The organism is Lachnospira sp. CLA-JM-H23 (assembly GCF_040096425.1).
Lineage (GTDB): Bacteria > Bacillota > Clostridia > Lachnospirales > Lachnospiraceae > Lachnospira > Lachnospira rogosae.
In genome coordinates this window covers 142089-168062 of the sequence record NZ_JBBMET010000005.1, presented here as the reverse complement: position 1 = coordinate 168062, position 25974 = coordinate 142089, and the positions used below count along the sequence as shown (strand labels likewise).

Sequence of the window (25974 nt, the reverse complement as noted above, 5' to 3'; positions counted from 1 at the left end):
ATTAGTTAGCAACCTTTACCATACTGTGGCGGATAACCACATCTCTATATGTGTAACCCTTCTCGAACTCTTCAACGATAATATTCTCGCCCTGAGAGTCATCTTCCACGTGCATAACTGCATTATGAAATTCAGGATTAAACTCTGAACCAACTGCCTCGATTGGCTTAACCTGTAAGTCTTCAAGCATCTTAATTGTCTGCTTGTAAACCATATCCATACCTTTGGCAAATGGTGTTTGTAACTCTTCCTCTGTCACTGACTTAAAGCCGCGTTCAAAATTATCTACTATCGGAAGAAGTTTCTTTACTACATCCGAAGCTCCCATCTCGAACATTGCTGACTTTTCTTTGTCAGTACGCTTTCTGTAGTTGTCAAACTCAGCCATCTGACGCTTCAAACGATCTTGTAAATCCTCAATCACAGCGTCCTTCTGGTCCTTTTTATTATTTATATCAACTGTTTCCTCCGCTCCTTGCGCATCACTTGCGTTGTCAGATTTCTCTGCCTTCACATCTGCGTCAGACGAGCCCTGAGCTTCTACAGTATCAGCGTCTTTATCTGTATCTGATGTAACATCTGTATCATTAATATTAACATCTGCTTCATCAACATTATTAATGTTATTATCTTTCTTAGACACCTTATCTCCTCACCTTTCTATGATTTCTTGAATACATCATCCAACTGCGTCCTCATATTCTTCAAGGTTTCCACAACCTTTTCATAATCCATACGCTTTGGACCAATAATACCAATTGTACCCTTCATTCCATCCTGTAATTCATATGTTGCTGTTACAACGCTACAGTCTTTCATAGATTCAATCGGTGTTTCATTTCCTATATATACCTGAATACCATTGTTGGAACTACTATCCTGTTCATCAACACTATTGTCATCATCAACAACAAGATCTGACAGGCTCTGCTTTTCCTCCAAGGCATATATAAGCTCACTGGCTTTGGTTGAATCACTAAGTTCTGGATACTTGAATATGTTGGTTGCACCGCTTGTATATATCTTTAAATCATCTGCGCTGCTTATTGTATCAACAATCGCATCAAGAACTTCTTTGACAAGATTAATATGTTCTCCTGCCTGATTTTCCATCTTTGAAACAATGCTCAAATTCATCTGTTCAAGAGTAAGCCCTGTAAGTGTTGTATTAATAAGAATGTTAAGCTTTAACAAATTCTCCTGTGACAAATCCTCGCTTACTGTTATCACCTTATTCCTTATAAGATTGCCTTCCATAACTATTACGGCTAATATCTTATTGGCTTCAAGCTGTGATAACTGAACGAACTTAAGCTTATTGCCTGTTACCTTAGGTGTCGTTACCATAGTTGCATAATTAGTATCTTTGGCAAGAACCTTGGCAACATTCTGAAGAAGCTCTTCTACCTTTTCAACCTTCTCACCTAACATATCCTTCATTGAACTTAATTCCTGTTCTTTAACAGCAACCTCGTTCTCTCTGTTGGTTATGTTCTGTTCTTTCTCAGACATCATATCGTCTACATATAATCTGTAGCCTTTATCTGTAGGAATTCTTCCTGCTGATGTATGTGGCTGAACTATATACCCAAGCTCTTCCAGGTCTGCCATCTCATTCCTTATTGTCGCGGAACTAAGCTTCATGTCTGTGAACTTAGATATCGTTCTTGAACCAACTGGCTCGCCTGTTTCTAAGTAGTTCTTAATGATTGCTTTAAGTATCTTTACTTTACGCTCATCAAGCTGTTCATCAAGCCCCATGACATACCTCCTTTTCTTTGTTGTTAGCACTCAATAATTAGGAGTGCTAATATCAACATAATTAAGGTATCACTTTGCAAGGGTGATGTCAACAATTAATTTAATTTTTTGTATAAATAAATTATAAACTTTATTAAGTGTTTGGAGAAGGGGGTGGGGCTTCGGGCACCAGAAAGCTGATTGGGTATTTCTAAGACTTTCCTTTTGTTGTGGTTATGAGGGACGCAAACGCTCAGACGCAACGTCCTGTTGCGTATTCGCTCCATCGCACATCCGTGTGCGATAATTCTATCAGAATTTCCTATTACATAAAAAACTGCTGTGTAAATCTGGGGCTTTGCCTGATTTACACAGCAGTTTTATTGAGGTTAAAATTATTCTTAATAGAAATTACTTAGGATTAGATTATATTCCTAAGAATTTCTTTACTTCATTGGTCATCTCGCTTACTTCACATACTGTGTTGTGGAGGACTGGAGCTGTTCTGATTTCTTCGATAGCGTTAGGAACTTTTACTTTAGCAAGTTCGCTTAACTTATCTACAAGTTCAAAGTCACCCATTGAAGCATACTTAGGGTCGATTGCTTCCATTACGCTTCTTGTAAACTTGTATGGGCTTGCTGTTGAAGCTATAACTGTCTTAGTTTCGTCCTTAGTGTCTGCCTTGTACTTGTTATAAACTGTAGCAGCTACTGCTGTATGTGTATCTATAACATATCCACAAGTTTCATATAAATCCTTTATAGTAGCAGCATCTTCCGCCTCTGTAGCATAGTTGCCATAGAAATCTGAAAGCTGTGCTTTCATATCAGCAGTAATCTCATACTTACCTGTTTCTTTAAGTGAAGCCATAAGCTCGCTGTTCTTCTCAGCACTGTTGCCTGCTATTCTATAGATAAGTCTTTCAAGGTTGCTTGAGATAAGAATATCCATAGATGGTGATGTTGTAAGAACGAAATCTCTGTTTCTGTCATACTCACCCGTTGTAAAGAAATCGTATAACACCTTATTCTCATTAGAAGCACATATAAGCTTATTAATAGGAAGTCCCATATTCTTAGCATAAAATGCAGCAAGGATATTACCAAAGTTACCTGTAGGAACTACTGCATTAATCTTTTCACCTGCCTTGATTTCTCCGTTAGCAAGAAGTCTTGCATATGCATATACATAGTATACAATCTGTGGAACAAGACGTCCTATATTGATTGAGTTAGCTGATGAGAACTGGAAGCCGGCATTGTTCATAACCTTTTCAAGTTCCTTATCACCAAATATATTCTTAACACCTGTCTGTGCATCATCAAAGTTACCCTTAATTCCAATTACGTGAGTATTAGCACCCTTCTGTGTAACCATCTGCTTTTCCTGAATAGGGCTTACACCGTTCTTAGGATAGAATACAACAATTCTTGTTCCTGGAACATCTGCAAAACCTGCAAGAGCTGCTTTACCTGTATCTCCTGATGTTGCTGTAAGTATTACTATTTCATTTTTAACATCATTCTTCTTAGCTGATGTTGTAAGTAAGTGTGGTAATATAGATAAAGCCATATCCTTAAATGCAATAGTTGCACCATGGAATAATTCTAAGAAATATGCACCCTCTGCCTTAACTAATGGTGCAATCTCTTCAGTATCAAACTTAGAATCATAAGCTTTGTCAATACAGTTCTTTAACTCTTCTTCTGTAAAGTCATCAAGCATAAGCTTCATAACTTCATAAGCAACTTCCTTATAAGACATCTTTGAAAGTTCTTCTAAGCTCTTATCTAATGAAGGAATAGATTCTGGTACGAATAATCCACCATCTGGAGCAAGTCCCTTTAATATAGCCTGTGAGGCTGTTACTCTTACACTATCATCCCTTGTACTTCTGTAAAATAAACTCATCTCTTATTCCACCTTCTTATTTTATTGGGGTGAATCACAGTCAATCTGATGCATAACCGTCTCCCACATACATATGTACCTGCCAGAACAACATCTGGTAAATGGAACAGCTTTATCATCACTAACCGGATTCCTGTTAAAAATGCTTTAAACAGAAACCATTATACAACAGGAATGATACGAAAAACAATAGGTATATTGAATTATTACTAATTTTATCATATAATTTATAGGATTGATAAATATTAGACAATTTCCGGCTGACAGTAATATATACAATATTATTAAGATAGCAATGTATTTATTATAAAATCAAATTAACATATCACTAATATATGATAGCATAATAATCAAGATACGTTAAAGGAGAACCACAACTTGGCTAAAGGTGTTTACAAGACCAATAAAAAAGACGGCTCTGTATATTACAGGGTTTCAATAACATATAAGAATAAACATATAAGTATCGGAAGTTATGATGATGAAAATACAGCCTCACAGGTTTACTGTACTGCTTGCGATATACTTTTTAAGCCTGATATATATTATGTTAATATTGACCTTCATACTTCATCATACGCCGAATGTCATATTGATTTTCCTTATTCTAAGTTCATAAGTCTTATTAATTTCCGCGACAATGGCATATATATTAAGACACCCATATACCTGTGCAACAAGGCATTTTTGTATTTTCTTGAACCCGGGAATACTCTTATATTTTCCATTGATGACCTTTTCTATTATTCACACCACACAATTATGTGCCGCGGCGGTTATTATTTTGTAAATGATTATGGTATGCAGACAAGCATTTTATCAAGATTTGGAATACGCAGTCATTCCGTTAAAGGAAAAGATTACATTTTCAGGAATAATGACGAACACGATTTCAGATATGAAAATGTGTGTGTAGTCAATAAATATAATGGCGTGAGCCAGATTGTAAAAAACGGACGTATAATGTTCCAGAGCAGAATTCACATTAATGGTGATTTTATAATAGGGACTTATGGGACGGAATATGAGGCAGCTATTGCTTATAATAAGGTAGCTGATATGTTAGAGCCTGTATTTCCGGTAAATTATACAAGGAATTATATTGAGGATATATCGCATATTACTTATGCGGCTGCTTATAATAGTGTGAAGATTTCTAAGAGGGTGATTGAGTATGTTAAGTGGCTGGCGGAGAAAGTGAAATAATTGACAATTGGTTGGTTATAAATTCAATTGACAACAGATAGCTTTTAATTGACAACGGATAGCTTTTAATTGACAACGGATAGCTTTTAATTGACAACGGACGCGGGCGGAATAGCCAATATATCAACATCAGGCACGCTCCCGCTACTCTCAAACGCAGCGGATACTAAGGCGGTAAAGGACACCGCCTAAGTACCGGCGTTTTCAAAGCACCTGACTTTTGATATATTGGCTATTCCGCCCGCTGGGTGTCTATTCATTTAAAGGGTATTTGTCTTATTCACTTGGCTTCTTAATAGATAACAGATATAGCAGATATAACAAAATTACATTGTAATTATTTCAACTGGTGTAATTGTGTTATATCTGTTATTTTTATTCCTATATTCTATATTGCAATACTATATTATAACCAGCTAATCTGTGCAATCTACCTACTGTGAACTACAATCGCCAGCAATTAACTATCCCCTTCAGCCTAGAATGTCAGAACTCAATCCATACAGAATATATTCTATAATCTATATTCCCACGACTACACCTATACCCGCCCAACATACAATGTGCAACGGGCTCTTGTCACTAAACTATATGCATCTATCTTATGGGCAAATACATATCATAGGACATACAGATTGCTCTTACCACTAAACAATCTACATCTATCTTCTGCCAGCCAGATATGCTTACAGAGCTTGCAAAACACTTTTACTAAACAATCTACATCTATCTTCTGCCAGCACACAGAAATACAACGAAATAGCGGCTATATATCGTTAATCAGGTACTTTGAAAACGCCGGTACTTAGGTGCTGTCCTTTAGCACCTTAGTATCCGCTGCGTTTGAGAGTAGCGGGAGCGTGCCTGATGTTGATATATAGCCGCTATTTTGTTGTATTTCGTCCGTCTGCCACAAAGCTCAATAGAATTAGAATTATTGTCCATTAAGCAGCACCGGTGTGTAATGCATTTTTTATTTATTATTGATATAATTCACAAGTCCCTCAGCCTTTATGATTTTCTGCATAAATTCTGGGAATGCCTGTCCCTGGAATGTCTGTCCTGTTGTCTTATCTGTGATAACGCCGCTGTCAAAGTCGATAGCTACATCATCGCCTGCATTGATAGCCTTAGCTGCTTCTGGACACTCTATAATAGGAAGTCCGATGTTAATTGAATTTCTGTAGAATATTCTCGCAAATGTCTCTGCAATAACACAGCTTACACCTGCTGCCTTAATAGCTATAGGTGCGTGCTCTCTTGATGAACCACATCCAAAGTTCTTATTAGCAACAATTATGTCGCCTTTATTAACATTTTTCACAAAATCCTTATCGATATCTTCCATACAGTGAGTAGCAAGCTCTGCTGGGTCTGAAGAATTAAGATATCTTGCAGGAATAATAACGTCTGTATCTACATTATCGCCGAATTTAAAAACTCTTCCTTCTGCTTTCATATACTCCTCATTTCCTGTGTATTCGTACACATTTATAATTCATAATAATTATGTATCTTCTAAATATATTCAGTGTGCTGATTACAATATATTATAAACCAAGGTCAGATGGCTGGCTTATCTTGCCTGTAACTGCACTTGCTGCTGCAACAGCAGGGCTTGCAAGATATATTTCTGAATCAACGTGTCCCATACGTCCAACAAAGTTTCTGTTAGTTGTTGATACACATCTCTCGCCTTCTGCAAGGATACCCATATATCCACCAAGACATGGTCCGCAGGTTGGTGTGCTGACAACTGCTCCTGCTTTAATAAATGTCTGTACAAGACCTTCTTCTATAGCCTGCATATATATTTTCTGTGTAGCTGGGATAACGATTACTCTTAAGCCCTTTGCTACCTTTCTGCCTTCTAATATCTTAGCGGCACATCTTAAATCATCAATACGTCCATTAGTACATGAACCGATAACTACCTGATCAATCTTGATATCATCTATAGAATCAACTGTGTGTGTATTCTCTGGAAGATGTGGGAATGCTACTGTTGACTTAATTGTGCTAAGGTCAATATCAATCACCTGATCGTATTCTGCATCGTCATCTGCTGTATATTCAACAAATGGTCTCTTAGAATGTTCCTTCATATACTCTCTTGCAAGATCATCAACAGGGAATATTCCGTTCTTTCCACCTGCCTCTATAGCCATATTGGCAATAGTAAATCTATCATCCATAGTAAGTGTAGATACTCCCGGACCAGCAAATTCCATAGACTTATAAAGAGCTCCGTCAACACCTATCATTCCGATAATATGAAGAATCACATCTTTACCGCTTACCCAAGGGTTAAGCTTTCCTGTAAGATTGAACTTAATAGCTGATGGTACTTTAAACCAGGCCTTACCTGTTGCCATACCTGCTGCCATATCTGTTGAACCTACACCAGTTGAGAATGCACCAAGTGCACCATATGTACATGTATGTGAATCAGCACCGATAATAACATCGCCAGCTACTGTAAGTCCCTGCTCTGGTAAAAGAGCGTGCTCAATACCCATCTGTCCTACTTCAAAGTAGTTAGTAATATCATGCTTTGCTGCGAATTCTCTTACACATTTGCAGTGCTCTGCTGACTTAATATCCTTATTAGGCACAAAATGATCTGGAACAAGTGCAATCTTATCCTTATCAAATACTGTCTTAACAGTCATCTTATCCATTTCATGAATGGCAACTGGAGATGTAATATCATTACCAAGTACGAGGTCTAAGTCCGCCTCAATTAATTGTCCTGCTTTAACTTCAGAAAGACCTGCGTGAGCCGCAAGAATCTTCTGTGTCATTGTCATTCCCATTATAAATCCTCCTTTATCCGCGAAGTATATACTTATATATTTAACGCTTAATCTTATTTATTTTACAGTATATTCCATACATTTGCAAGATATCTGAATTCTATACGTTTTTATGTTTTATAAGCATAAAATTTTTACATATTTCATCATATCTGGTACATTTTACACTTTTCATCATAATATATACATTTTATATATTACTTTAACTCATATGAAAAATGTATATTATCATCTTTAACAGAAACTTCTGCATATGCACCGCTTATTACAGGCATTGCTGGTGGAAGATGCCCCAGATCTGCATCCATAATTACCGGAACATTGTATCTTCCTGCTGTTTTAATAATAGCACTGTACTGGTCAAGTCCCATCATTTCCTGTCCATATACAAGTGGCCTTCCAATTACAAATGCCTTAACATTCTCAAACCAGCCAGCATTGTCCATCTGCCACATAGCCCTTCTTATTGAAAATACATTAAGGTCGCAGCTTTCAAGAAACCATATAATGCCATCATCGCTGTATTTACTATTAAATTCCTTAACTTTGTCGTATTTAGTTCCTAAAAGGTTGACAAGGCAGTCCATACATCCGCCTATAAGCCTGCCTGATGCCTTTATATTATTAAAGCTTTCTGAACTATTATCAAGCTTCTTATCTCCTATATAAGCTGTAAGCACCTTTTTCTCAGTAAGGTTATACGCTGGCGTGGGATTGTCCTCTGTCTTTAAAGACTCCTTTTCCCACATATCATAACCACTTATATTAAGCTTTTCTCCCGTCAGCACGCCGATTGCATCAAGCTGGGAATTATGAAGCTTGTCTACACCAAATGCCGCCGCACAAGGTCCATATACGCTTGCAGTATCAGCTATTGTATTAAGCAGAAATGTAAAATTCGTATTGTCTGAATATCCCATAAACCACTTAGGTTCTGCTTTAACAATCTTATCCCAGTCAACATAACCAAGAATTTCACACATAAGCTCACCTCCGCCGCATGATATTAATGCATCAGACTTGTCAGATGTGTACATATCAGTAAGCTCCTGTCCACAAAGCTCTGGCGTATTGCTTATTCCTATTCCATTTGCCTCATATACATTAGGACCATTAACTATTCCATAACCTAGATTTTTAAATCTCTCCTGTGCCTTTTTAAAACCTGTAATATAAGGCTCCGTTGCACAGCCAAATGATGGTGCAACGAAGCCTATATTTCCATTACAGGCAAGAAAATGCGGATACCTCATATTCTTCTCCCTTAATTATAAATACTTCTTAACTTTATTAATCGCGTTGGCTTTTATAACCGCCTCACAATTCTCCTTAACCCATATAACTCTCTGCTCTTTCTCTGAGTCAAGGCGTGCATACTCGCTTATAACATTACATATTGAGTTATAGCGTTCCCTGGCACATCTTCCCTTCTCAAGCACAAGATAATACCGGTTGTCCTTCTTATATATTCCATTGGCAACTCCCCATACCTTAGGGCATACCATACACATATCTTCAAAGTCCTCAAAGCTGTCAAGAATATATACGCCATAGCCTACAGTCACAACATCACTGACCTTTGGCTTATTATCTTTCGCTTTCTTAGCTTCTTTTATAAATTTCTCTGCCTCAGGTATGTCTTTCATCTGGTCAAATATATCCTTCAACTTATCAAATGCAGCGAACTCCGGAGCTTTAAGATCCTCACCGCCATTCTTTATAACATTACTCTCACTCTTTGACCTGTCACCTAAAGCTTTTGCAGCTCTCTCGCCTGCCTGCTTTAACATATTACCAAAATCTTCCTTTCCTGATGATACAGTAAGAAGGATTGAATGGTCTGGCTGTGGTGCAAGCTGTAATGACATAACGCCGCCACCAAGTTCAACTCCTATATTCTTATGTGCTTCGTCCATAATAACTTCCAACAGATTATGTATCTTTTCTGTGTCATTTCTAAAGAAATCATCAAGTGTTATATTATTATATTCAAGATCCTCTTCGTATAACAGGCATTGAAACTTGTCTTCATTTATCTTCTTAAATTCCATAAATTACCATTCCCATCTAGTCTATATATAATTCAACATTTTAATAATAACATATCTGTCAATATTAATCACGCTAATTTATGCAAAATCTGTCTTACAAGTTTATCCATCATTCTCTCAATATATACATCTTCGCCTTTCACCTCACATCGGAAGCTCTTATCACCCCTGTATATATTGGCTGCAATAACAGCATTTTTACCATTAAATGATACAATCACCTTTGCATCATCTACCATTCCGTAAGACTTAATCCGCCCTATTAATGCACTTTCAATATCTATTATCTTTATAGTCTGCTCATCGCTTGCCTTACCTATAATACTGCATATTTCCTCATCATCAGCAGTAAGTATTGCAGACACTGCCTCCCCTGTATCCGGTATATATATATTATTCTCCACATAATTATAATCACAGCCTCTTATGTGGTTGAGCCTTAACATTCTTATATTATCGCTTCCTGCAAATACCCCATCACACTCATTTTCCATAAGCATATCAATGCAGTCCTCTATTGTATCTAAAAGCTGGCAACTGGTATTATCATAAATGTATCTGCACCTTTTAAGCTTATCGTAATTGTCCGTATAAAGCTTTACTTTATTATCTGTATCAGCACTTCTTCGTTTCTTCTTAGTTATAAGCACAGCCCTTGTGTCCCGCCTTTTTGTTATTGCACTAAGTGTGACACCTTGTTTTAATATTTCAGACATATCATTAGCAAAAAGTTCATTAAGACCTGTAACTCCCACATCTATATAACCTGCTGATATTGCATCAGATACAGCTACTGACCACGGCACAACATCATTCATATTACATAATACATTTTCAGGCACCCCTGCTATTCCTGATGTATTAAAATGCCTGCCACCGCCTATATCAAACTTAGTAAAGCTCACATCCTTGTGTACCTTTTTAATATGGCTTATGACAAGCTCTGTCTGGGCATTTATTATTTCGTTATTACATATTCCAACTCTCAGCCTCATTTTACTAATATCTTCTTTCCTTATATCCATTTATCTATTAAAAATATCTATTCTAATTAAATGTATCTATTTAAACGTGCCATTTTGCATCTTTTCTTGAAAGTATGTGCATAATATGTTATTTTACCATATGGTAAAAACAATATAAACATTAAATATATACAGATTGGAGATTAATAATGAAACTGCTACTTAAATCTGCTGTCATTGCATTTTCCGCCATCGGAATAGTGTTGTCTTCACACACCATTTCCTATGCGGCAGACAGCAGTACTGCTAATATTGCAAATGCACCGGACATCACATCTGGAAATTCTGCCACAACTGACAATGATACAGCACATAATATAGGCATAACCGTATCCGTTAATAATAATGGCAGTGTATCTGATTACACTAAGAATTTAACAGACGGCTCATATGACACAACTATTAATCTCGTCCCTAATGCCACAGTAAATGTCAAAGCAGATGAGAACATTTATGGGCTTTACATCATATGGAGCAGTGAAGTCACTAATTATACGATTACTTATAACAGCCAGACTGTTAAGTGTGGAGAAAATGGATTTCTTCACGACTATATGGATATCAAAGACGGAAGCCGTGATATTACAATAAATGTACCAGAGGGTATGCAGATATCAGACATATACGCATATTCCAGGGGAAATCTTCCTGACAATGTGCAAAGATGGGAAGCACCTCTGTATGGAATGACAGATATTCTTGTATTCTCAACACACGCTGATGATGAGATATTATTCTTAGGTGGAGTTCTTACTAACTATGGCGGTGAGCAAAATCTTAATGTACAGATTGCCTATATGTGCGATTTCTTTCTCACTGAACCTGTAAGACAGCACGAGGAACTTGATGGTCTGTGGGAATGTGGAATTAAGAATTATCCTGTTAAAGGAACATTTGAGGACTTATACTCCTTAAGCCTTGAAAAAGCCAAATCACAGTATGTATATGATGATATTATCTCATATTCAACAGAATGTATAAGAAAGTTCAAGCCTTTAGTATGTGTATCACAGGATTTCAATGGTGAATATGGACACGGCGGACACCGTATATATGCCGCCGCAATACAGGAAGCATTAGAAGCTTCCAATAACGCTGATATGTATCCTGATTCTGCTTCCAAGTATGGCTTATGGGACGTTCCAAAGGCCTATTATCATCTTTATGGTGATAATACAATAACTCTTGATGTAGATACACCGCTTGATAAGCTTGGCAGCCGCACTTCTGTACAGGTATTACAGGACGCTTTCAAAAAACATGTATCACAGATATCTTATTCATTTAATATGCTTGACAGCGGTTATGCAATAACCTTTAATGGACAATTCGATACACGTTCATTCGGACTTTACAGAACTCTTGTCGGCTTGGATACAACTAATAATATGATGGAAAATGTTACACCTTACAAAGAACAGGCTGCTACCAAGACGGACGAACCTATAGATGTTGAATTCGGCATTGACCAAGAAGATACTGCCGATAATGCCGCAAACACCAAGCCTGATATCAAACAATCAGCAATTACAATAATTGCTATTATTATAATCGGAGTTGTTATTATAGCCCAGGCATATAGAACCAGGAATTTATATAAGAAAAAATATGATGAGAACAAGGACGAATTCGAGAATAAGCAGTAAGCCATCAGAATTCCCTATTACATAAAAATACCCCTCCTTAGCAATACAGTAAGGAGGGGTTATATTCTGCTTATAATTATTAGTTGTTGATAAGCTTGTCTGATTCGTTGTTCCAGCTATAAAGCTTTCTTATCTCTGCACCAACCTGCTCTGATGGATGCTCTGATGCAAGCTTTCTCATAGCCTTGAAGTGAACCTGTCCGCCAGCTTCACTCATATCAAGTAAGAATTCCTTAGCAAATGTACCATCCTGGATATCTGAAAGAATCTTCTTCATAGCCTTCTTTGTATCCTCTGTGATGATCTTAGGACCTGTTATGTAATCACCATATTCAGCTGTGTTAGAGATAGAATATCTCATACCTGCAAAGCCTGACTGGTAGATAAGATCTACGATAAGCTTCATCTCATGGATACATTCAAAGTATGCGTTACGTGGATCATAACCAGCTTCGCAAAGTGTTTCAAAACCAGCCTGCATAAGTGCACATACACCACCACAAAGAACTGCCTGCTCACCAAAGAGGTCTGTTTCTGTCTCTGTTCTGAATGTTGTCTCAAGAAGACCTGCTCTTGCTCCACCAATACCAAGACCATAAGCAAGTGCCATATCAAGAGCCTTACCTGTCTCATCCTGTTCTACAGCTACAAGACAAGGAGTTCCCTTACCAGCCTGATATTCAGAACGTACTGTATGTCCAGGTGCCTTAGGAGCGATCATAGTAACATCAACGCCCTTAGGAGCCTTAATTAAACCGAAGTGAATATTGAAACCGTGAGCAAACATAAGCATATTGCCTGGTTCAAGGTTTGGTTCAATATCTTCCTTATATAATTTAGCCTGCTTCTCATCGTTGATAAGAATCATAATAATATCAGCTTTCTTAGCTGCCTCTGCTGCTGTGAATACTTCAAAGCCCTGCTCTTCAGCTCTCTTCCATGACTTTGATCCTTCATAAAGACCGATAATTACGTGGCATCCTGAATCCTTTAAGTTTAATGCATGTGCATGTCCCTGGCTGCCATAACCGATGATTGCGATTGTCTTTCCATCAAGTAATGATAAATTACAATCTGACTGATAATAAATCTTAGCCTCTGCCATCTTACAAATACCTCCGAATGTAATAAATAATTTATTTTAAATTTGCAGCACCACGAGCAAGTCCAGTTATTCCAGTTCTTGCGAGTTCTGTAATTTTAAAACCATCAAGTAATGCGATAAATGAATCTATCTTGCTCTGGCTTCCTGTAAGCGAAATAATAAGAGAATTCTTAGCAACATCTACTATATTAGCCCTGTATATATCTGCCATAGTTGTTATCTGCTGTCTTTCCTCTCTTGTACATAATACCTTGATAAGAACAAGTTCCCTGCATACAGATTCATCATGAGGAAGTTCTACGATTTCCTTTACATCAATAAGCTTAGCAAGCTGCTTTTCAATCTGCTCAAGAATATCATCATCACCTGTTACTGTTATTGTCATTCTTGAAAGCTTAGGGTCAAGTGTCTCACCAACTGTAAGACTGTCAATATTATAGCCTCTTCGACTGAATAAGCCTGCTACACGGCTAAGAACACCTGATGAATTGTCTACTAGAATTGAAAATACTGCTCTTCTCATATCTCTTTCCTCCATACTGCCAATATATGACAGTCATCTAAAATCACACATTATTGTAGCAACTGCCAGCTTTATTGTCAACAAAAAGCACATTAGCTCTTAATTTTTTTACATCTTCCTCATCGTGTGTGGATATTATCACAATACGATTATTGATATTATTCATTATATAATTAATAACATTATCTTTGGTAACTTCATCAAGACCTGCAAATGGCTCGTCCATAATAACTATATCCGATTCAGCCATCACTGCCCTTACAATCTCAACACGCCTCTTCATGCCACCGCTTAATTCACTACAAGGCTTATCTAGTGCCTCTTTGTCAAGAAGCTTTAAAAGCTCGCCCTTCACAGCAAAAGCCACGTCTTTGGCAGAATTCTTCTTATTCTTCTTTAGCACCATTTTTACATTAATCACTGGTGACAGGTGTTCTATAAGCCTGCAATCCTGAAATACTGCTGAAAACCTTGGCTTAACACTTTGTCCATTATCATTAACGAATTCCACTATGCCTTTATCCGCTTTAACAACTCCCATTATAATATTAAGGAGTGTAGTCTTTCCAGCTCCTGATTGTCCCCTGATACAGATTATCTTAGATGAAGTAAATTCTGCATTAGCATTAGCAAGGACTGTGATGTCATTGTACTTCTTTGATATATCTGATAATTTTAATGTTTTCATATTTTTACCAATTTAATAATTTTATATATGCTGTATGCACTTATATAGCATCTTCGCAAGCCATATTATACATTTTTCTATAACAAGGCTCACCACAATTACAACTATGCTCCACGAGAATAACTCAGCAGATAAAAGATACATTTTGGCATAGTACATCTGCGTACCGATTGTCCCTGTCACAAGCCCTATTATCTCTGCCGATATTCCAGCTTTAAAGCACATTCCGGCTGCCACCTTTAACTGTGCTGTAATATACGGATATACACCTGTAAGATATACATATCTGAATGTGTTAAATGCAGTCATATCATATACTCTGGCAAGTTCTATCTGCTTGTTATCTGTATTATCAATGCCTTCTTTTACGCCTGTCGTAATCATTGGTATTACAACCATTGCACTGATAATAAATGTAACATTTTTAGAACCCCACCACATAAGCACAAGTATTATAAATGCCGCAACCGGAAGGGATTTCATTAACTGTACGGCAATGCCGAGCCACTCCTTTAAAAAATCAAACCGTGCAGACAATATTCCTGCACATATTCCAATCAGACAGCCAGCAAGCATACCCGACATAATATGCATAACACTTAAATACAGTATCCCATAGAACTGCCTTGTAACAAGCATACCCGCCAGTGTCCTTAATACAGTAACAGGACTTGCAAGCAAAAGCTCAAGTCCTGTCATCACACTGGCAATCTGCCATATTATCAGCCACAAAGATACTGCCGCCAGCCTTTTTATAAGCTTATTAATCTTATCCGGCTTCATTACCCTTATCCTTCTTATCAGCTTTACTCACAAGCACCTTCTGAATCATCTTATTGCCAACAGATAATATGCGGAATATATATCCCCCACACTCTGTTTCAAACTCTTCATTCTCATCAGGAATCTTACCAAGCTTATATATAAGATATCCATTGATAGTATCAATATCTTCACAGTCAAACTTAATATCAAGCTTCTCTTCAATATCTTCAAGAGGTGTCTGGCCGTCCATCTCGTAACTTCCATCAGAAAGCTGTCTTATCTGCTCCTCTTCCTCGTCATATTCATCAAAAATATTACCTACTATCTCTTCAAGTATATCTTCCATTGTAATAATTCCTGTTGTCTGTCCATACTCATCAACAACAACAGCAAAATGATTCTTCTTTGACTGCATTTCCTTAAACAATACACTTATGCTTCTTGTCTCTGGAATACAGAATGGGTCAAACATAACCTGATTTTTAACCTGATAAAGCTTCTTATCCTTATCACTGCCTTTAACGTATACCTTCAGAAGATCTCTGATATGTAATATGCCAATTATGTTATCAATATCATCATCATATACAGGATATCTTGAGTAGCTTTCTTCCATCACTATATCAAATGCCTCTTTAACTGTAAGTGAGGCATCAAGTGCTACTATGTTCTTCCTGTGGGTCATAACATCTGATGCCTGCTTCTCGGCAAATTCAAATATATTGCCAATCATCTCAGCTTCATTCTCAGCTATAACTCCCTGTTCATGGCTTTCATTAACCATATCCATAATCTCTTCTGTTACATCTTCGTCGCGTTTTCCTTTAGTAAGCTTCTTAAATAAGCCAGAAAACAATCCTTGGTTCCCATCCGCGGGATGACCATCATTCATAGTTATATCCATTTCCTTTCGTTATTTAGATAATTATATTATTATATAATTATTCCCTATAGAATACCATATATTCTATTATATCGTCAATCTTGTTTCAGGTTCATCTCAAGACTAACCCTCAATGCCTTGTCAACCTGATTAATTATCTCATTATCAAGATGACATACTTTATCTTTGAGTCTTTTCTTGTCTATTGTTCTTAACTGTTCCAGCAATATAACTGAATCTTTTACGATATCGTAATGACACGCATCAATCTCAACGTGCGTTGGCAGCTTAGCTTTATTCATCTTGGATGTTATAGCTGCACATATAACTGTCGGACTATGCCTGTTGCCTGTATCATTCTGAATTATAAGAACAGGTCTTATACCTCCCTGTTCAGAACCTACCACAGGTCTTAAATCTGCATAAAATATATCCCCACGTTTAATTACCACTTATATCACACTCCCAAAGCATTTACTTAATTGTTTATACTCAAAGTATTGCCAAGGTTTCTGACGTGTATTCAATTATTTTGCAGGTTTGTTATTTAATAATTTTATGAAAATGCTGTATATTACACTACTTCTTAATCTGTTATTAACTTCCAGTTCTCATGAAAATAATCATGACTTCCAATATATTGTCCATTAAGATAATAATTTCTTGGAATTCTCTTGCCAAGGTCACACACAAATTCATAATTAAATGTTCCTGCTAAAGCAGCAATCTCTTCAACTGTAATCTCTGCATCCTTGTCTTTTCCTACTAATGTTACAACATCACCACGATTTACAGGACCTATATCTGTAACATCTACCATCATCTGGTCCATACATACCCTTCCTGTTATAGGAGCTTTCTTACCATTAATAAGCACATATCCCTTTGATGATAATGACCTTGGATATCCATCGCCATATCCCACTGTTACAGTTGCAAGCACTGTTTCTCTCTTAGTTTCAAATGTTCCGCCGTAACCTATCTTTTCTCCTGCTGGAACTGTCTTTACCATAGCTACATGGCTTTTGAGCTGTAGTGCTGGTTTCAGTGCTACTGCTGACTTATCCACTTCATCTGATGGATACATACCATATAAAGCAATTCCAAGTCGCACCATTCCATGATTAGCCTGTGGCATATCTATAATAGCTGCACTGTTGGATACATGCTTTATCTCAAATGATATACCTTCTTTCTTCAACGCATCATCAAAAGCATCATACTTTGCAATCTGTCTTAATGCAGCGGTCTTATCCTTCTCATCAGCAGTTGCAAGATGTGTAAACAGGCCTCTTGCATTGAGTGCCTTTAAATTCTTTATCTTTTTAACTATCTCAACACCACTTTCATCTGGCTCAAGACCTATTCTTCTCATTCCGGTATCAACCTTGATATGGCAGAAAGCTACCTTTCCAAGCCTTAAGGCAACATCATTAAGTGCCTTGGCTGTCTCATAGTCAAATACTGTTGCATCTATTTCATTCTTAACCAATGCCTCATATTCCTCAGGCTCAACATAGCCTAATATAAGTATTGGCTTATTAATTCCATTTTCTCTTAAATTAACAGCTTCATCCAGCGTAGCAACTGCATATCCATATACTAAATCTCTTACTGCCTTGGATACAGCCACATCTCCGTGTCCATAGCCATCTGCTTTAACAACTGCAAGTGCCTTTGTTGAAGGTTCTGTCTTGCTCATAAGCTCAATACAATTAGCCCTGATTGCATCCAGATCTACATCTGCATATACTCTGTAATACTTACTCATTATTCACCTCTTGCTTTTATAAGCACATTTTTTATATTGTCAATAATATCGCCCGCAACCATAGAATACTTACCATTACTTAAGGCAGCTTCATCTCCTGCACAGCCGTGTATATATACGCCAAGTGCTGAAGCTTCAAAAGTAGTAAGTCCCTGTGCCATAAGTCCTGTTATTATGCCTGAAAGCACATCTCCCGAACCTCCTGTTGCCATTCCATCATTGCCTGACATATTAATATACACTCTTTCTCCATCAGAAACAATAGTTCTTGCATCTTTTAATACACATACGCAATTATGTTCTCTTGAATATGTTCTTGCTGTATCTATAGGATTATTCTTTATCACCGCAATATCAAGTCCTGTAAGACGTGACATTTCTCCTATGTGTGGTGTAACGACAACATTCTTATCTGACATATCATCTTTATATGAAGCATTACCACTATTGCCGCCAGCTTCATAGTCTACATCATCATTACTGCCATCAAGTTCAATTTTATATTGGGCGATTATATTAAGGGCATCTGCATCATACAGCTTTTTAATATTCTTCTTTGCTGACACACTTCTTACAAGCTTTACTGCACTTTCTTCCATAGACAGCCCCGGACCTATGCACACAACATCTGCCCAGCAGATACATTTATCCACTAATGTCTCTGTATTCTTAACAAAATCTCCACATTCCTCATCAGTATCATATGTATCAACAATACATTCCATATTGCCCGTTATAACTGCTGTACGGTTGCTTATATGCGTAAGGGTTCTTACAAGCCCTGCACCTATACGTGCCGCCGCTCTTGAACTTAATACTGCTGCACCTCCATAAAGCCTTGAACCAGCTATTACAAGTGCCTTTCCAAATGTTCCTTTATTGCCATCAGGCTTTCTTAGCGGAAGCATATCAGATATATCACTATAATCATATGTGAAAATATCCCTTGTCATATCCGGATATTGTGCAAAACCTATATCTTTTCTTATAATCTTCCCACAATATGAAGCTGCTGGATATAATATATGTCCGATTTTTTCAAATCCGAAGGTAACTGTTATATCAGCATTAACCGCAGATCCCATAACCACACCTGTCGATGCACTTATACCTGATGGTATGTCAACAGCCACAACAAGCCTGTTTCCATTATTGTCGCTATTCTGTGTATACTGCGAATGCACTGATGTACTGCATTTATTAATTGTATCTACTACTATTCTGGCCTCTCCTGCCAGTTCTCTTGATAAGCCATTGCCAAATAAGGCATCTACAATAACCCCATATTTAGAAAAATCCGGGCTATTAATACATTCTATGCCCAGATTCTTTATTATGTTCAATTGTATATCGAATTCTTTGGTAGAAGCGTGTGAGTTAATTATATACACATCCACATTGTAGCCCTTAAGATAAAGCTGTCTTGCCACCGCAAGTCCATCTGCCCCATTATTGCCACGTCCACATACGCATATAATGTCTGTATGTATATTTCCTTTAACCTTGCTTTCAATAGCTTCTGTCACTGAGAGTGCGGCTCTTTCCATAAGCACAACTGATGGTATACCAAGAGTATTAATTGAATAAGAATCCACATTCTTCATAGAAGCCGCATCTAATACATATCTCATTCCTGCTTATCTCCTACATTGCCTTCATTAATTCTGTCAACTGCACTACAATTCTCAGGTCCGATAATATCGTGTATAAGAGAATACATATTATTATTAACAGTTTCTTTATCCTGTTTTATAAGAATATTCTTCTTAAGCTTGACTCTTGTAGCATTAATCCACTTATCAAGTACCTCTATATCCTCTGTATTGGCATTCATTCTGTCATAGCAGGCTTTAAGTGTCTCTGTAAGAAGCTTCTCGTTAGCCCTTGCCAATTCTCTTGGTACTTCTAAGAGTTCATCTTCAAGCGAAGCTATCTTGTCATTAGACTCCTGTATAAGTCTTTGGTTCTGGCTCATACGCTTCTGCTTCTGCCTACTTGAATCATCATCTTCCATATTCTCAACAACATCATTGATAAGCTGCTTTTTAAGCTTCTTGATGTCTTTAATGTCATTATTAATTCTTCCCTGCTTCTTAAGCAGTTCATTAACCTGTTTCTCCCAATACGCAATCTCATCTGTCTTATTCTTCTCGTTAATAAGGTGATACCATCGCTCATCAAGCGTAAGAATCGGAATATTCTTAAATACATCACTATTCTTTAACAATTCATAAGTTATCTTAGACACCATCAATTCCCCCTTTGGATTTAATATCTTTATGAGTGCTTATTGGCAATTGTGTAAGAAAGTCTCATAAGGCTTTCTGATAAATGTACATTCTCAACTATTACGTCATCTGGCAGATTAAGATCTGTATGTGCGAAATTCCATATAGCCTTAATTCCTGCATCTGCAACCTGCTTTCCGATTTCCTTAGCCGCCTGCTTTGGTATTGTCAGTGCAACTATCTCTATATCGTTCTTATGTATAAAATCGGCAAGTTGATCCATCATCATTATATCTATTCCGTGAATGCTTTCACCTTTAAGCTCTGGATTGTTATCAAATACGCCGCATATAACAAAACCACGCTTCTCAAAGTCTGTATAATTAACAATAGCACGTCCAAGGTTACCAGCACCTATTATTATCATATTATGCTTCCTGTCTATTCCAAGTATCTTGCCTATCTCATCATAAAGATACTTCACATTATATCCATATCCCTGCTGTCCAAAACCTCCGAAATTATTGAGGTCCTGTCTTATCTGTGATGCTGTAACTTTCATTCTCACACTTAAATCTTTAGATGAAATCCTCTGAACACCACTTTCTATAAGTTCGCCCAGATATCTGTAATATCTTGGCAATCTTCTTATAACAGCCGATGAAATCTTCTTATTCTCTTCCATAACATTCTCCATTCCTGTGCAATACTGCTACGAAAAGGAGATGGGAAACCTGTAATTACCAGCTTCCCATCAGCCTTCAAAATTAATGTTAATTATATAACTATTTTGCTAAAAAGTAAAGAAATGTACTCTATCCAAGCACTCTCTTAGCAATATCCACAGACTCCTTTGCATCCTTTGAATAGAAATCCGCATGTATTTCCTTAGCATATTCAGGAGTAAGCACTGCTCCTCCTACCATAACCTTACAATCAAGATTGTTCTTATGTATAAGTTCTATTGTCTTTTTCATTGAAACAAGTGTTGTTGTCATAAGTGCTGACAGACCACAAAGCTTCGCACCATTTTCTTTAATCGCATCTACAACAACCTGATATTCAACATCCTTTCCAAGATCAATAACCTCATAACCATAATTCTCAAGAAGTACCTTTACGATATTCTTTCCAATATCGTGGACATCTCCCTTAACCGTCGCAATAACAATCTTTCCCTTGCTTACAGGTGCATTATTGCTCATAATCATATGTTTTCTTATAACCTCAAACGCTCCCTGTGCAACGCCAGCCGCCATTATAAGCTGTGGCAGGAATAATGTTCCCTTCTCGAACTCCTCACCTATCTTATCAAGTGCAGGAATCAAGGCATTATTAACAATGTCCATAGAATCCATACCTGCAAGAAGTTCTTCTGTTATTGCTGCACCTTCATTTTTTAGACCTTTCTCTACTGCATAGAATAAGTCATCACAGGTATAACTGCCCTTCTTATCCTTAAGATTAACACTTCCACCTGCCTGTGCTGTCTGACCACCCTGTACTGCATTTGCCGCTGTATTCATTGGATTAATCTTGCTTATATTAGGCATTGAAGCATAAGCCTTAATATAATCAACAGAATTCTTATCTATATTGGCAAGAAGCTTATATGCCCTTACTGCCCCCATCATCTCATATATGTTAGGGTTAATAATCGCAAGATCAAGACCATTCTGCATAGCCATTGTTAAGAAAATGTGATTGACAAGCACTCTGTTAGGAAGTCCGAAAGATATATTCGATACACCAAGCACCGTCCTTAAGCCAAGAGTATGCTTAACCTCATAAAGTGCATTAAGCGTTTCCATTACCCCCTCCTGTTCGGCTGAGGCTGTAAGTGTAAGACAGTCTATATATATATCCTCTTTAGGAATTCCTATAGCTATTGCCCTGTCCATAATCTTTCTTGCTATGGCAACTCTGTCTTCTGCTTTCTTAGGAATACCATCTTTATCAAGAGCAAGGCCAATTACTGCCGCACCATATTTTTTAACTATTGGCAGAATGTTATTAAGAGAGTCTTCTTCTCCATTAACTGAATTGACAATCGGCTTACCATTATATACTCTTAATGCAGCATCAAGAACCTCAGGTATAGTTGAGTCAAGCTGGAGAGGCACATCCACAACTGACTGAAGTGCTTTCACAGTATCAACCATCATCTGTCTTTCATCAATTCCCGGAAGTCCTACATTGACATCAAGAATATCAGCACCCGCACCTGTCTGTTCTAATGCCTGTCCAAGTATATAATCCATATCATTATCTAAGAGTGCCTGCTTAAATACCTTTTTACCTGTTGGGTTAATTCTCTCTCCTACAACTCTTGGCTGGTCAACTATAACTGTGCTTGTAGCTGAGCATACAGCCGATGGTATTTTCACTGGCTCTTTTGCTAAATTGCCTTCTTTATGTAACATATCTGATAAGCACTTTATGAATTCAGGAGTTGTTCCACAACAACCACCGAATATTTTAATGCCATACTTTCTTAAATCCTTCATAAATTCAGCAAACTGCTCTGCTGTCACATTATATTCATTAGTAACAGGGTCGGGAAGTCCTGCATTAGGCTTTACTATAACCGGAAGATTAGTCCAGCCTGTAAGTTCCTTAATAACCGGCTCAAGTTCCTTAGGTCCAAGTGAACAGTTGACACCTAAGGCATCAACTCCAAGTCCTGATATTGTAAGTGCAAATGAAGATATCTGACATCCTGTAAATGTACGCATATTTTCTTCAAATGTCATAGTCGTCATTATTGGAAGCTGGCTATTCTCCTTTGCTGCAAGCACTGCCGCTTTCACATCTAACAGATCTGTCATTGTCTCAAATACAACAAGATCTGCACCTGCCGCTTCACCAGCCTTGACTATCTCAGCATACATCTCATAAGCTTCCTCAAAGCTTAATGTACCTGTTGGCTCTAGAAGCTGTCCTATAGGTCCTACATCAAGTGCTACAAGTGCTCGTGGATTCACATTGGCACACGCCTTCTTTGCATTTTTAATTCCCGCTGTTACAAGTTCATCAACTGAATGCCCACATTCTTCAAGCTTATATCTGTTGCCACCAAATGTATTGGCATATATTATGTCTGCACCTGCCTTTAGATACTGCTCGTGTATGGAAATGAGAAGTTCCGGTTCTGTAATATTAAGCATCTCTGGTGTTTCACCCATCTTCATTCCTGCCGCCTGAAGCATAGTACCCATTCCACCATCAAGAATCACATAATCCTTTTGTAAAAGTTCTTTTAATTTATTCATTACAATGTCCTCCTGCTTCCCTGAATCTGCATGTACCTTTAAGGTTACACGACATACAGCCTTTTTTCTTTGAACTGACCTCTCCGGTTGTAAGCCCAATAACTGCTGTTACAGACTTGGTTGGTGTCATCATATCAGTCTTTCCTATATTAAGCCCTATAAGCTTAGGTGCATTTAGTATTTTTAAGAATTCGCCCTGCTGTGACAAAGGCAGATCACCATATCCTATTCCAAACCTGAATGTCTGGTTATACTCTGGAAGTTCCTCTTTAATAACAGCCTCAACCTTATCACATACCTGTTCAATTGCTGCACTTGCCATACTGTCTGATATTACAGCCTTGGCAAGGTCTGAGGCCTGCATCACCCTTAACATCCTGTCTATTCCATCAGAGATTGTCACTGCTATAAGTGCCGCTTTATTACAGCCTTTAAGATGTTCTTTAATTGAGTTTCCTTTTAATGTAACAGAAGTCCCTTCAAGCCTTACGCCCTCATCGACCTGTGTCACATCCACTACCCTGTATACATATCTTGGAACTGCCGCTTTTAAGACCTCTGCCTCACATTCATCTATAAGGCTGTTTATTGTCTCATCTGCCCCTATTCCCTTGTATCCTAAGTATCTTAATACTTCTGCCCTGTTTATACTGCTTAATGTCACCTGTTTTTTCATTTATTTATTCTTTCTTGCTTTGTCCTTATGCTTGCCTTTTCCTCTGCCCTTGCCTCTTGACTGGTTAGCCTTCTCAACATTAACACGGCGTCCCTTAATCTGCACGTTATCATTCATTGCCTTAAGAATTTTCTCTGCGTGTATAGCTGGTACATCAACAAATGTATAGTTGTCCATCATATCTATCGCGCCTACAAGCTTGCCAGGCATACCAGATTCACCTGCAATAGCTCCAAGAATATTAGCTGGCTTTATTTTATCCTTTTTTCCAATATTAATAAAGAGTCTTACCATTCTTGAATCATCTTTATCTGTATCAAAATGGAATTCTTCTACTTCATCTTCTCTGTCAAGGGTATCACCTATAAGCATTTTTAAAAGTGCTGCTGCCATATCCATAGATGTATATTCTTCCTGATTAACGTGTTCTTCAACAAGATTAACCATATCTGTAAGTCCACCCTCTTCGATTGTCTGTCTGATTTTATCAAACATATTATCAAGCTTGGTGTTCTTAACATCATCCAATGATGGAACAGGCTTTGCAAGTATCTTAGTCTTACAGTAACGCTCGATATCCTTTAACTTATACACTTCCTTGCCACTTATAAATGAAAGTGCCATTCCAGATCTTCCTGCACGCCCTGTTCTTCCAATTCTATGAACATAATATTCCTCATCCTGAGGAATGTCATAGTTAAATACCATATCTACATCATCAACATCAATTCCTCTTGCTGCTACATCAGTTGCTATAAGTATGTCTACCTTGCCGCTTCTAAAGTCATCCATTACTCTGTCACGCTGCTGCTGTTTCATATCACCATGTATTCCGTCAGCAAAATAACCTCTGCCCTTAAGCTCTGATATAAGCTCATCAACCTGTCTTTTAGTGTTACAGAACACTACTGAAAGTCTTGGATTGTATATATCAATAAGCCTGCACAATACTTCTGTCTTATTCTTAGGTCTTACCTCATAATAGAACTGTTCTATATTAGATACTGTAAGTTCTTTTCTTACTACCTTTATAATCCTGGCATCTTTCTGGAAATTTCTTGCAATATCCATAATAGCCTTTGGCATAGTAGCTGAGAACATTACTGTCTGTCTGTCTTCTGGCGTTTCTGTAAGAATTGTTTCCATATCTTCCCTGAATCCCATATCAAGCATTTCATCAGCTTCATCAAGAATAACCATATTAATATTATCAAACTTAACAGTCTTTCTTCTCATATGGTCCATAACTCTTCCAGGAGTTCCAACAATAATCTGTACGCCCGTCTTTAATGACTTTATCTGTCTTACTATCTCCTGTCCTCCATATACTGGAAGAACTTTAATATCACTCATATATTTGGCAAGTTTTCTTATCTCCTCAGCCACCTGTACAGCAAGCTCTCTTGTAGGGCAGAGTACGATTGCCTGAGGCTTTTTTATCTGTGGGTCTATCTTCATAAGCATAGGAATTGTGTATGCTGCTGTCTTACCAGTACCTGTCTGTGCCTGTCCGACAACATCAATACCTTCACATACAGCTGGAATTGCCTGTGTCTGTATAGGTGAAGTTTCCTCAAATCCCATATCCTCAATAGCTCTTAATATTCTTTCATCAATGTTTAACTCGTCAAATTTCATTCATTTCCTCATTTCTTAAATTTAATA

General features: G+C 37.5%; 23 protein-coding genes. 2 read left to right on the top strand and 21 right to left on the bottom strand.

Annotated elements, in window-relative coordinates:
- Position 1: 1 nt before the first annotated feature.
- The 3 genes from grpE to thrC all read right to left on the bottom strand — a co-directional run bounded on the left by grpE (position 2) and on the right by thrC (position 3654).
- The gene (grpE, locus tag WMO42_RS08180; protein WP_022013298.1) at positions 2-643 is read right to left on the bottom strand and encodes a nucleotide exchange factor GrpE; all 642 of its coding nucleotides are present in this window, start codon (positions 641-643) and stop codon (positions 2-4) included.
- 17 nt (positions 644-660) lie between these two features.
- A complete protein-coding gene (gene hrcA / locus WMO42_RS08175; RefSeq protein ID WP_022013297.1) occupies positions 661-1761 on the bottom strand; it encodes a heat-inducible transcriptional repressor HrcA in 1101 nt (366 codons plus the stop codon).
- Positions 1762-2166: 405 nt separating this feature from the next.
- Positions 2167-3654, bottom strand: coding sequence for a threonine synthase (thrC, locus tag WMO42_RS08170; protein ID WP_055174122.1), 1488 nt, complete (start codon positions 3652-3654; stop codon positions 2167-2169).
- 378 nt (positions 3655-4032) lie between these two features.
- Here thrC and WMO42_RS08165 point away from each other — a divergent pair, with 378 nt between their 5' ends.
- A complete protein-coding gene (locus WMO42_RS08165; RefSeq protein WP_349192008.1) occupies positions 4033-4860 on the top strand; it encodes a hypothetical protein in 828 nt (275 codons plus the stop codon).
- A 973-nt stretch (positions 4861-5833) separates the two neighbouring features.
- On the opposite strand, the gene leuD is transcribed toward WMO42_RS08165, so the two are convergent.
- The 5 genes from leuD to WMO42_RS08140 all read right to left on the bottom strand — a co-directional run bounded on the left by leuD (position 5834) and on the right by WMO42_RS08140 (position 10722).
- The gene (gene leuD, locus WMO42_RS08160) at positions 5834-6319 is read right to left on the bottom strand and encodes a 3-isopropylmalate dehydratase small subunit (RefSeq protein ID WP_022502660.1); all 486 of its coding nucleotides are present in this window, start codon (positions 6317-6319) and stop codon (positions 5834-5836) included.
- 91 nt (positions 6320-6410) lie between these two features.
- Positions 6411-7676, bottom strand: a complete 1266-nt coding sequence (leuC, locus tag WMO42_RS08155) for a 3-isopropylmalate dehydratase large subunit (RefSeq protein ID WP_022502659.1) — start codon at positions 7674-7676, stop codon at positions 6411-6413.
- A gap of 197 nt (positions 7677-7873) precedes the next feature.
- Entirely contained in the window at positions 7874-8929 is a 1056-nt protein-coding gene (locus tag WMO42_RS08150) for a S66 peptidase family protein (protein WP_116443761.1), read from the bottom strand.
- A 15-nt stretch (positions 8930-8944) separates the two neighbouring features.
- A complete protein-coding gene (locus WMO42_RS08145; RefSeq protein ID WP_116443760.1) occupies positions 8945-9727 on the bottom strand; it encodes an adaptor protein MecA in 783 nt (260 codons plus the stop codon).
- 68 nt (positions 9728-9795) lie between these two features.
- Positions 9796-10722: a hypothetical protein gene (locus WMO42_RS08140; protein WP_349192005.1), complete on the bottom strand. Its 927-nt coding sequence runs from the start codon at positions 10720-10722 to the stop codon at positions 9796-9798.
- Positions 10723-10901: 179 nt separating this feature from the next.
- Here WMO42_RS08140 and WMO42_RS08135 point away from each other — a divergent pair, with 179 nt between their 5' ends.
- The gene (locus tag WMO42_RS08135) at positions 10902-12398 is read left to right on the top strand and encodes a PIG-L family deacetylase (protein WP_349192003.1); all 1497 of its coding nucleotides are present in this window, start codon (positions 10902-10904) and stop codon (positions 12396-12398) included.
- Positions 12399-12477: 79 nt separating this feature from the next.
- Here the strand turns inward: WMO42_RS08135 and ilvC are convergent, their stop codons facing one another.
- From ilvC to WMO42_RS08070, 13 genes are all read right to left on the bottom strand, one after another.
- A complete protein-coding gene (gene ilvC / locus WMO42_RS08130; protein ID WP_055174115.1) occupies positions 12478-13503 on the bottom strand; it encodes a ketol-acid reductoisomerase in 1026 nt (341 codons plus the stop codon).
- 31 nt (positions 13504-13534) lie between these two features.
- The gene (gene ilvN / locus WMO42_RS08125) at positions 13535-14026 is read right to left on the bottom strand and encodes an acetolactate synthase small subunit (RefSeq protein WP_022502653.1); all 492 of its coding nucleotides are present in this window, start codon (positions 14024-14026) and stop codon (positions 13535-13537) included.
- A 43-nt stretch (positions 14027-14069) separates the two neighbouring features.
- A complete protein-coding gene (locus WMO42_RS08120) occupies positions 14070-14714 on the bottom strand; it encodes an ATP-binding cassette domain-containing protein (protein ID WP_349192001.1) in 645 nt (214 codons plus the stop codon).
- A 21-nt stretch (positions 14715-14735) separates the two neighbouring features.
- The gene (locus WMO42_RS08115; RefSeq protein WP_022502651.1) at positions 14736-15497 is read right to left on the bottom strand and encodes an ABC transporter permease subunit; all 762 of its coding nucleotides are present in this window, start codon (positions 15495-15497) and stop codon (positions 14736-14738) included.
- Positions 15484-16371: a hemolysin family protein gene (locus WMO42_RS08110; protein ID WP_022502650.1), complete on the bottom strand. Its 888-nt coding sequence runs from the start codon at positions 16369-16371 to the stop codon at positions 15484-15486. The genes WMO42_RS08115 and WMO42_RS08110 overlap by 14 nt, the downstream gene beginning before the upstream one ends.
- An 86-nt stretch (positions 16372-16457) precedes the next feature.
- Positions 16458-16814: a type II toxin-antitoxin system PemK/MazF family toxin gene (locus WMO42_RS08105; RefSeq protein ID WP_022502649.1), complete on the bottom strand. Its 357-nt coding sequence runs from the start codon at positions 16812-16814 to the stop codon at positions 16458-16460.
- Positions 16815-16948: 134 nt separating this feature from the next.
- On the bottom strand, positions 16949-18133 hold the full coding sequence (gene alr / locus WMO42_RS08100) for an alanine racemase (protein WP_022502648.1): 1185 nt from the start codon (positions 18131-18133) through the stop codon (positions 16949-16951).
- Positions 18133-19764 carry an NAD(P)H-hydrate dehydratase gene (locus WMO42_RS08095; protein ID WP_349191998.1) on the bottom strand — a complete coding sequence of 544 codons (1632 nt, stop codon included), beginning with the start codon at positions 19762-19764 and terminating at the stop codon, positions 18133-18135. Before WMO42_RS08095 ends, alr begins: the two co-directional genes overlap by 1 nt.
- Positions 19761-20384, bottom strand: a complete 624-nt coding sequence (locus WMO42_RS08090; protein WP_022502646.1) for a hypothetical protein — start codon at positions 20382-20384, stop codon at positions 19761-19763. The genes WMO42_RS08095 and WMO42_RS08090 overlap by 4 nt, the downstream gene beginning before the upstream one ends.
- A 26-nt stretch (positions 20385-20410) precedes the next feature.
- Entirely contained in the window at positions 20411-21046 is a 636-nt protein-coding gene (locus tag WMO42_RS08085; RefSeq protein ID WP_022502645.1) for a redox-sensing transcriptional repressor Rex, read from the bottom strand.
- A 130-nt stretch (positions 21047-21176) separates the two neighbouring features.
- On the bottom strand, positions 21177-23633 hold the full coding sequence (locus tag WMO42_RS08080) for a homocysteine S-methyltransferase family protein (protein ID WP_349172576.1): 2457 nt from the start codon (positions 23631-23633) through the stop codon (positions 21177-21179).
- A complete protein-coding gene (locus tag WMO42_RS08075; protein ID WP_116443757.1) occupies positions 23626-24309 on the bottom strand; it encodes a methionine synthase in 684 nt (227 codons plus the stop codon). Before WMO42_RS08075 ends, WMO42_RS08080 begins: the two co-directional genes overlap by 8 nt.
- The gene (locus WMO42_RS08070; protein WP_022502642.1) at positions 24310-25947 is read right to left on the bottom strand and encodes a DEAD/DEAH box helicase; all 1638 of its coding nucleotides are present in this window, start codon (positions 25945-25947) and stop codon (positions 24310-24312) included.
- Between the last annotated feature and the right edge of the window lie 27 nt (positions 25948-25974).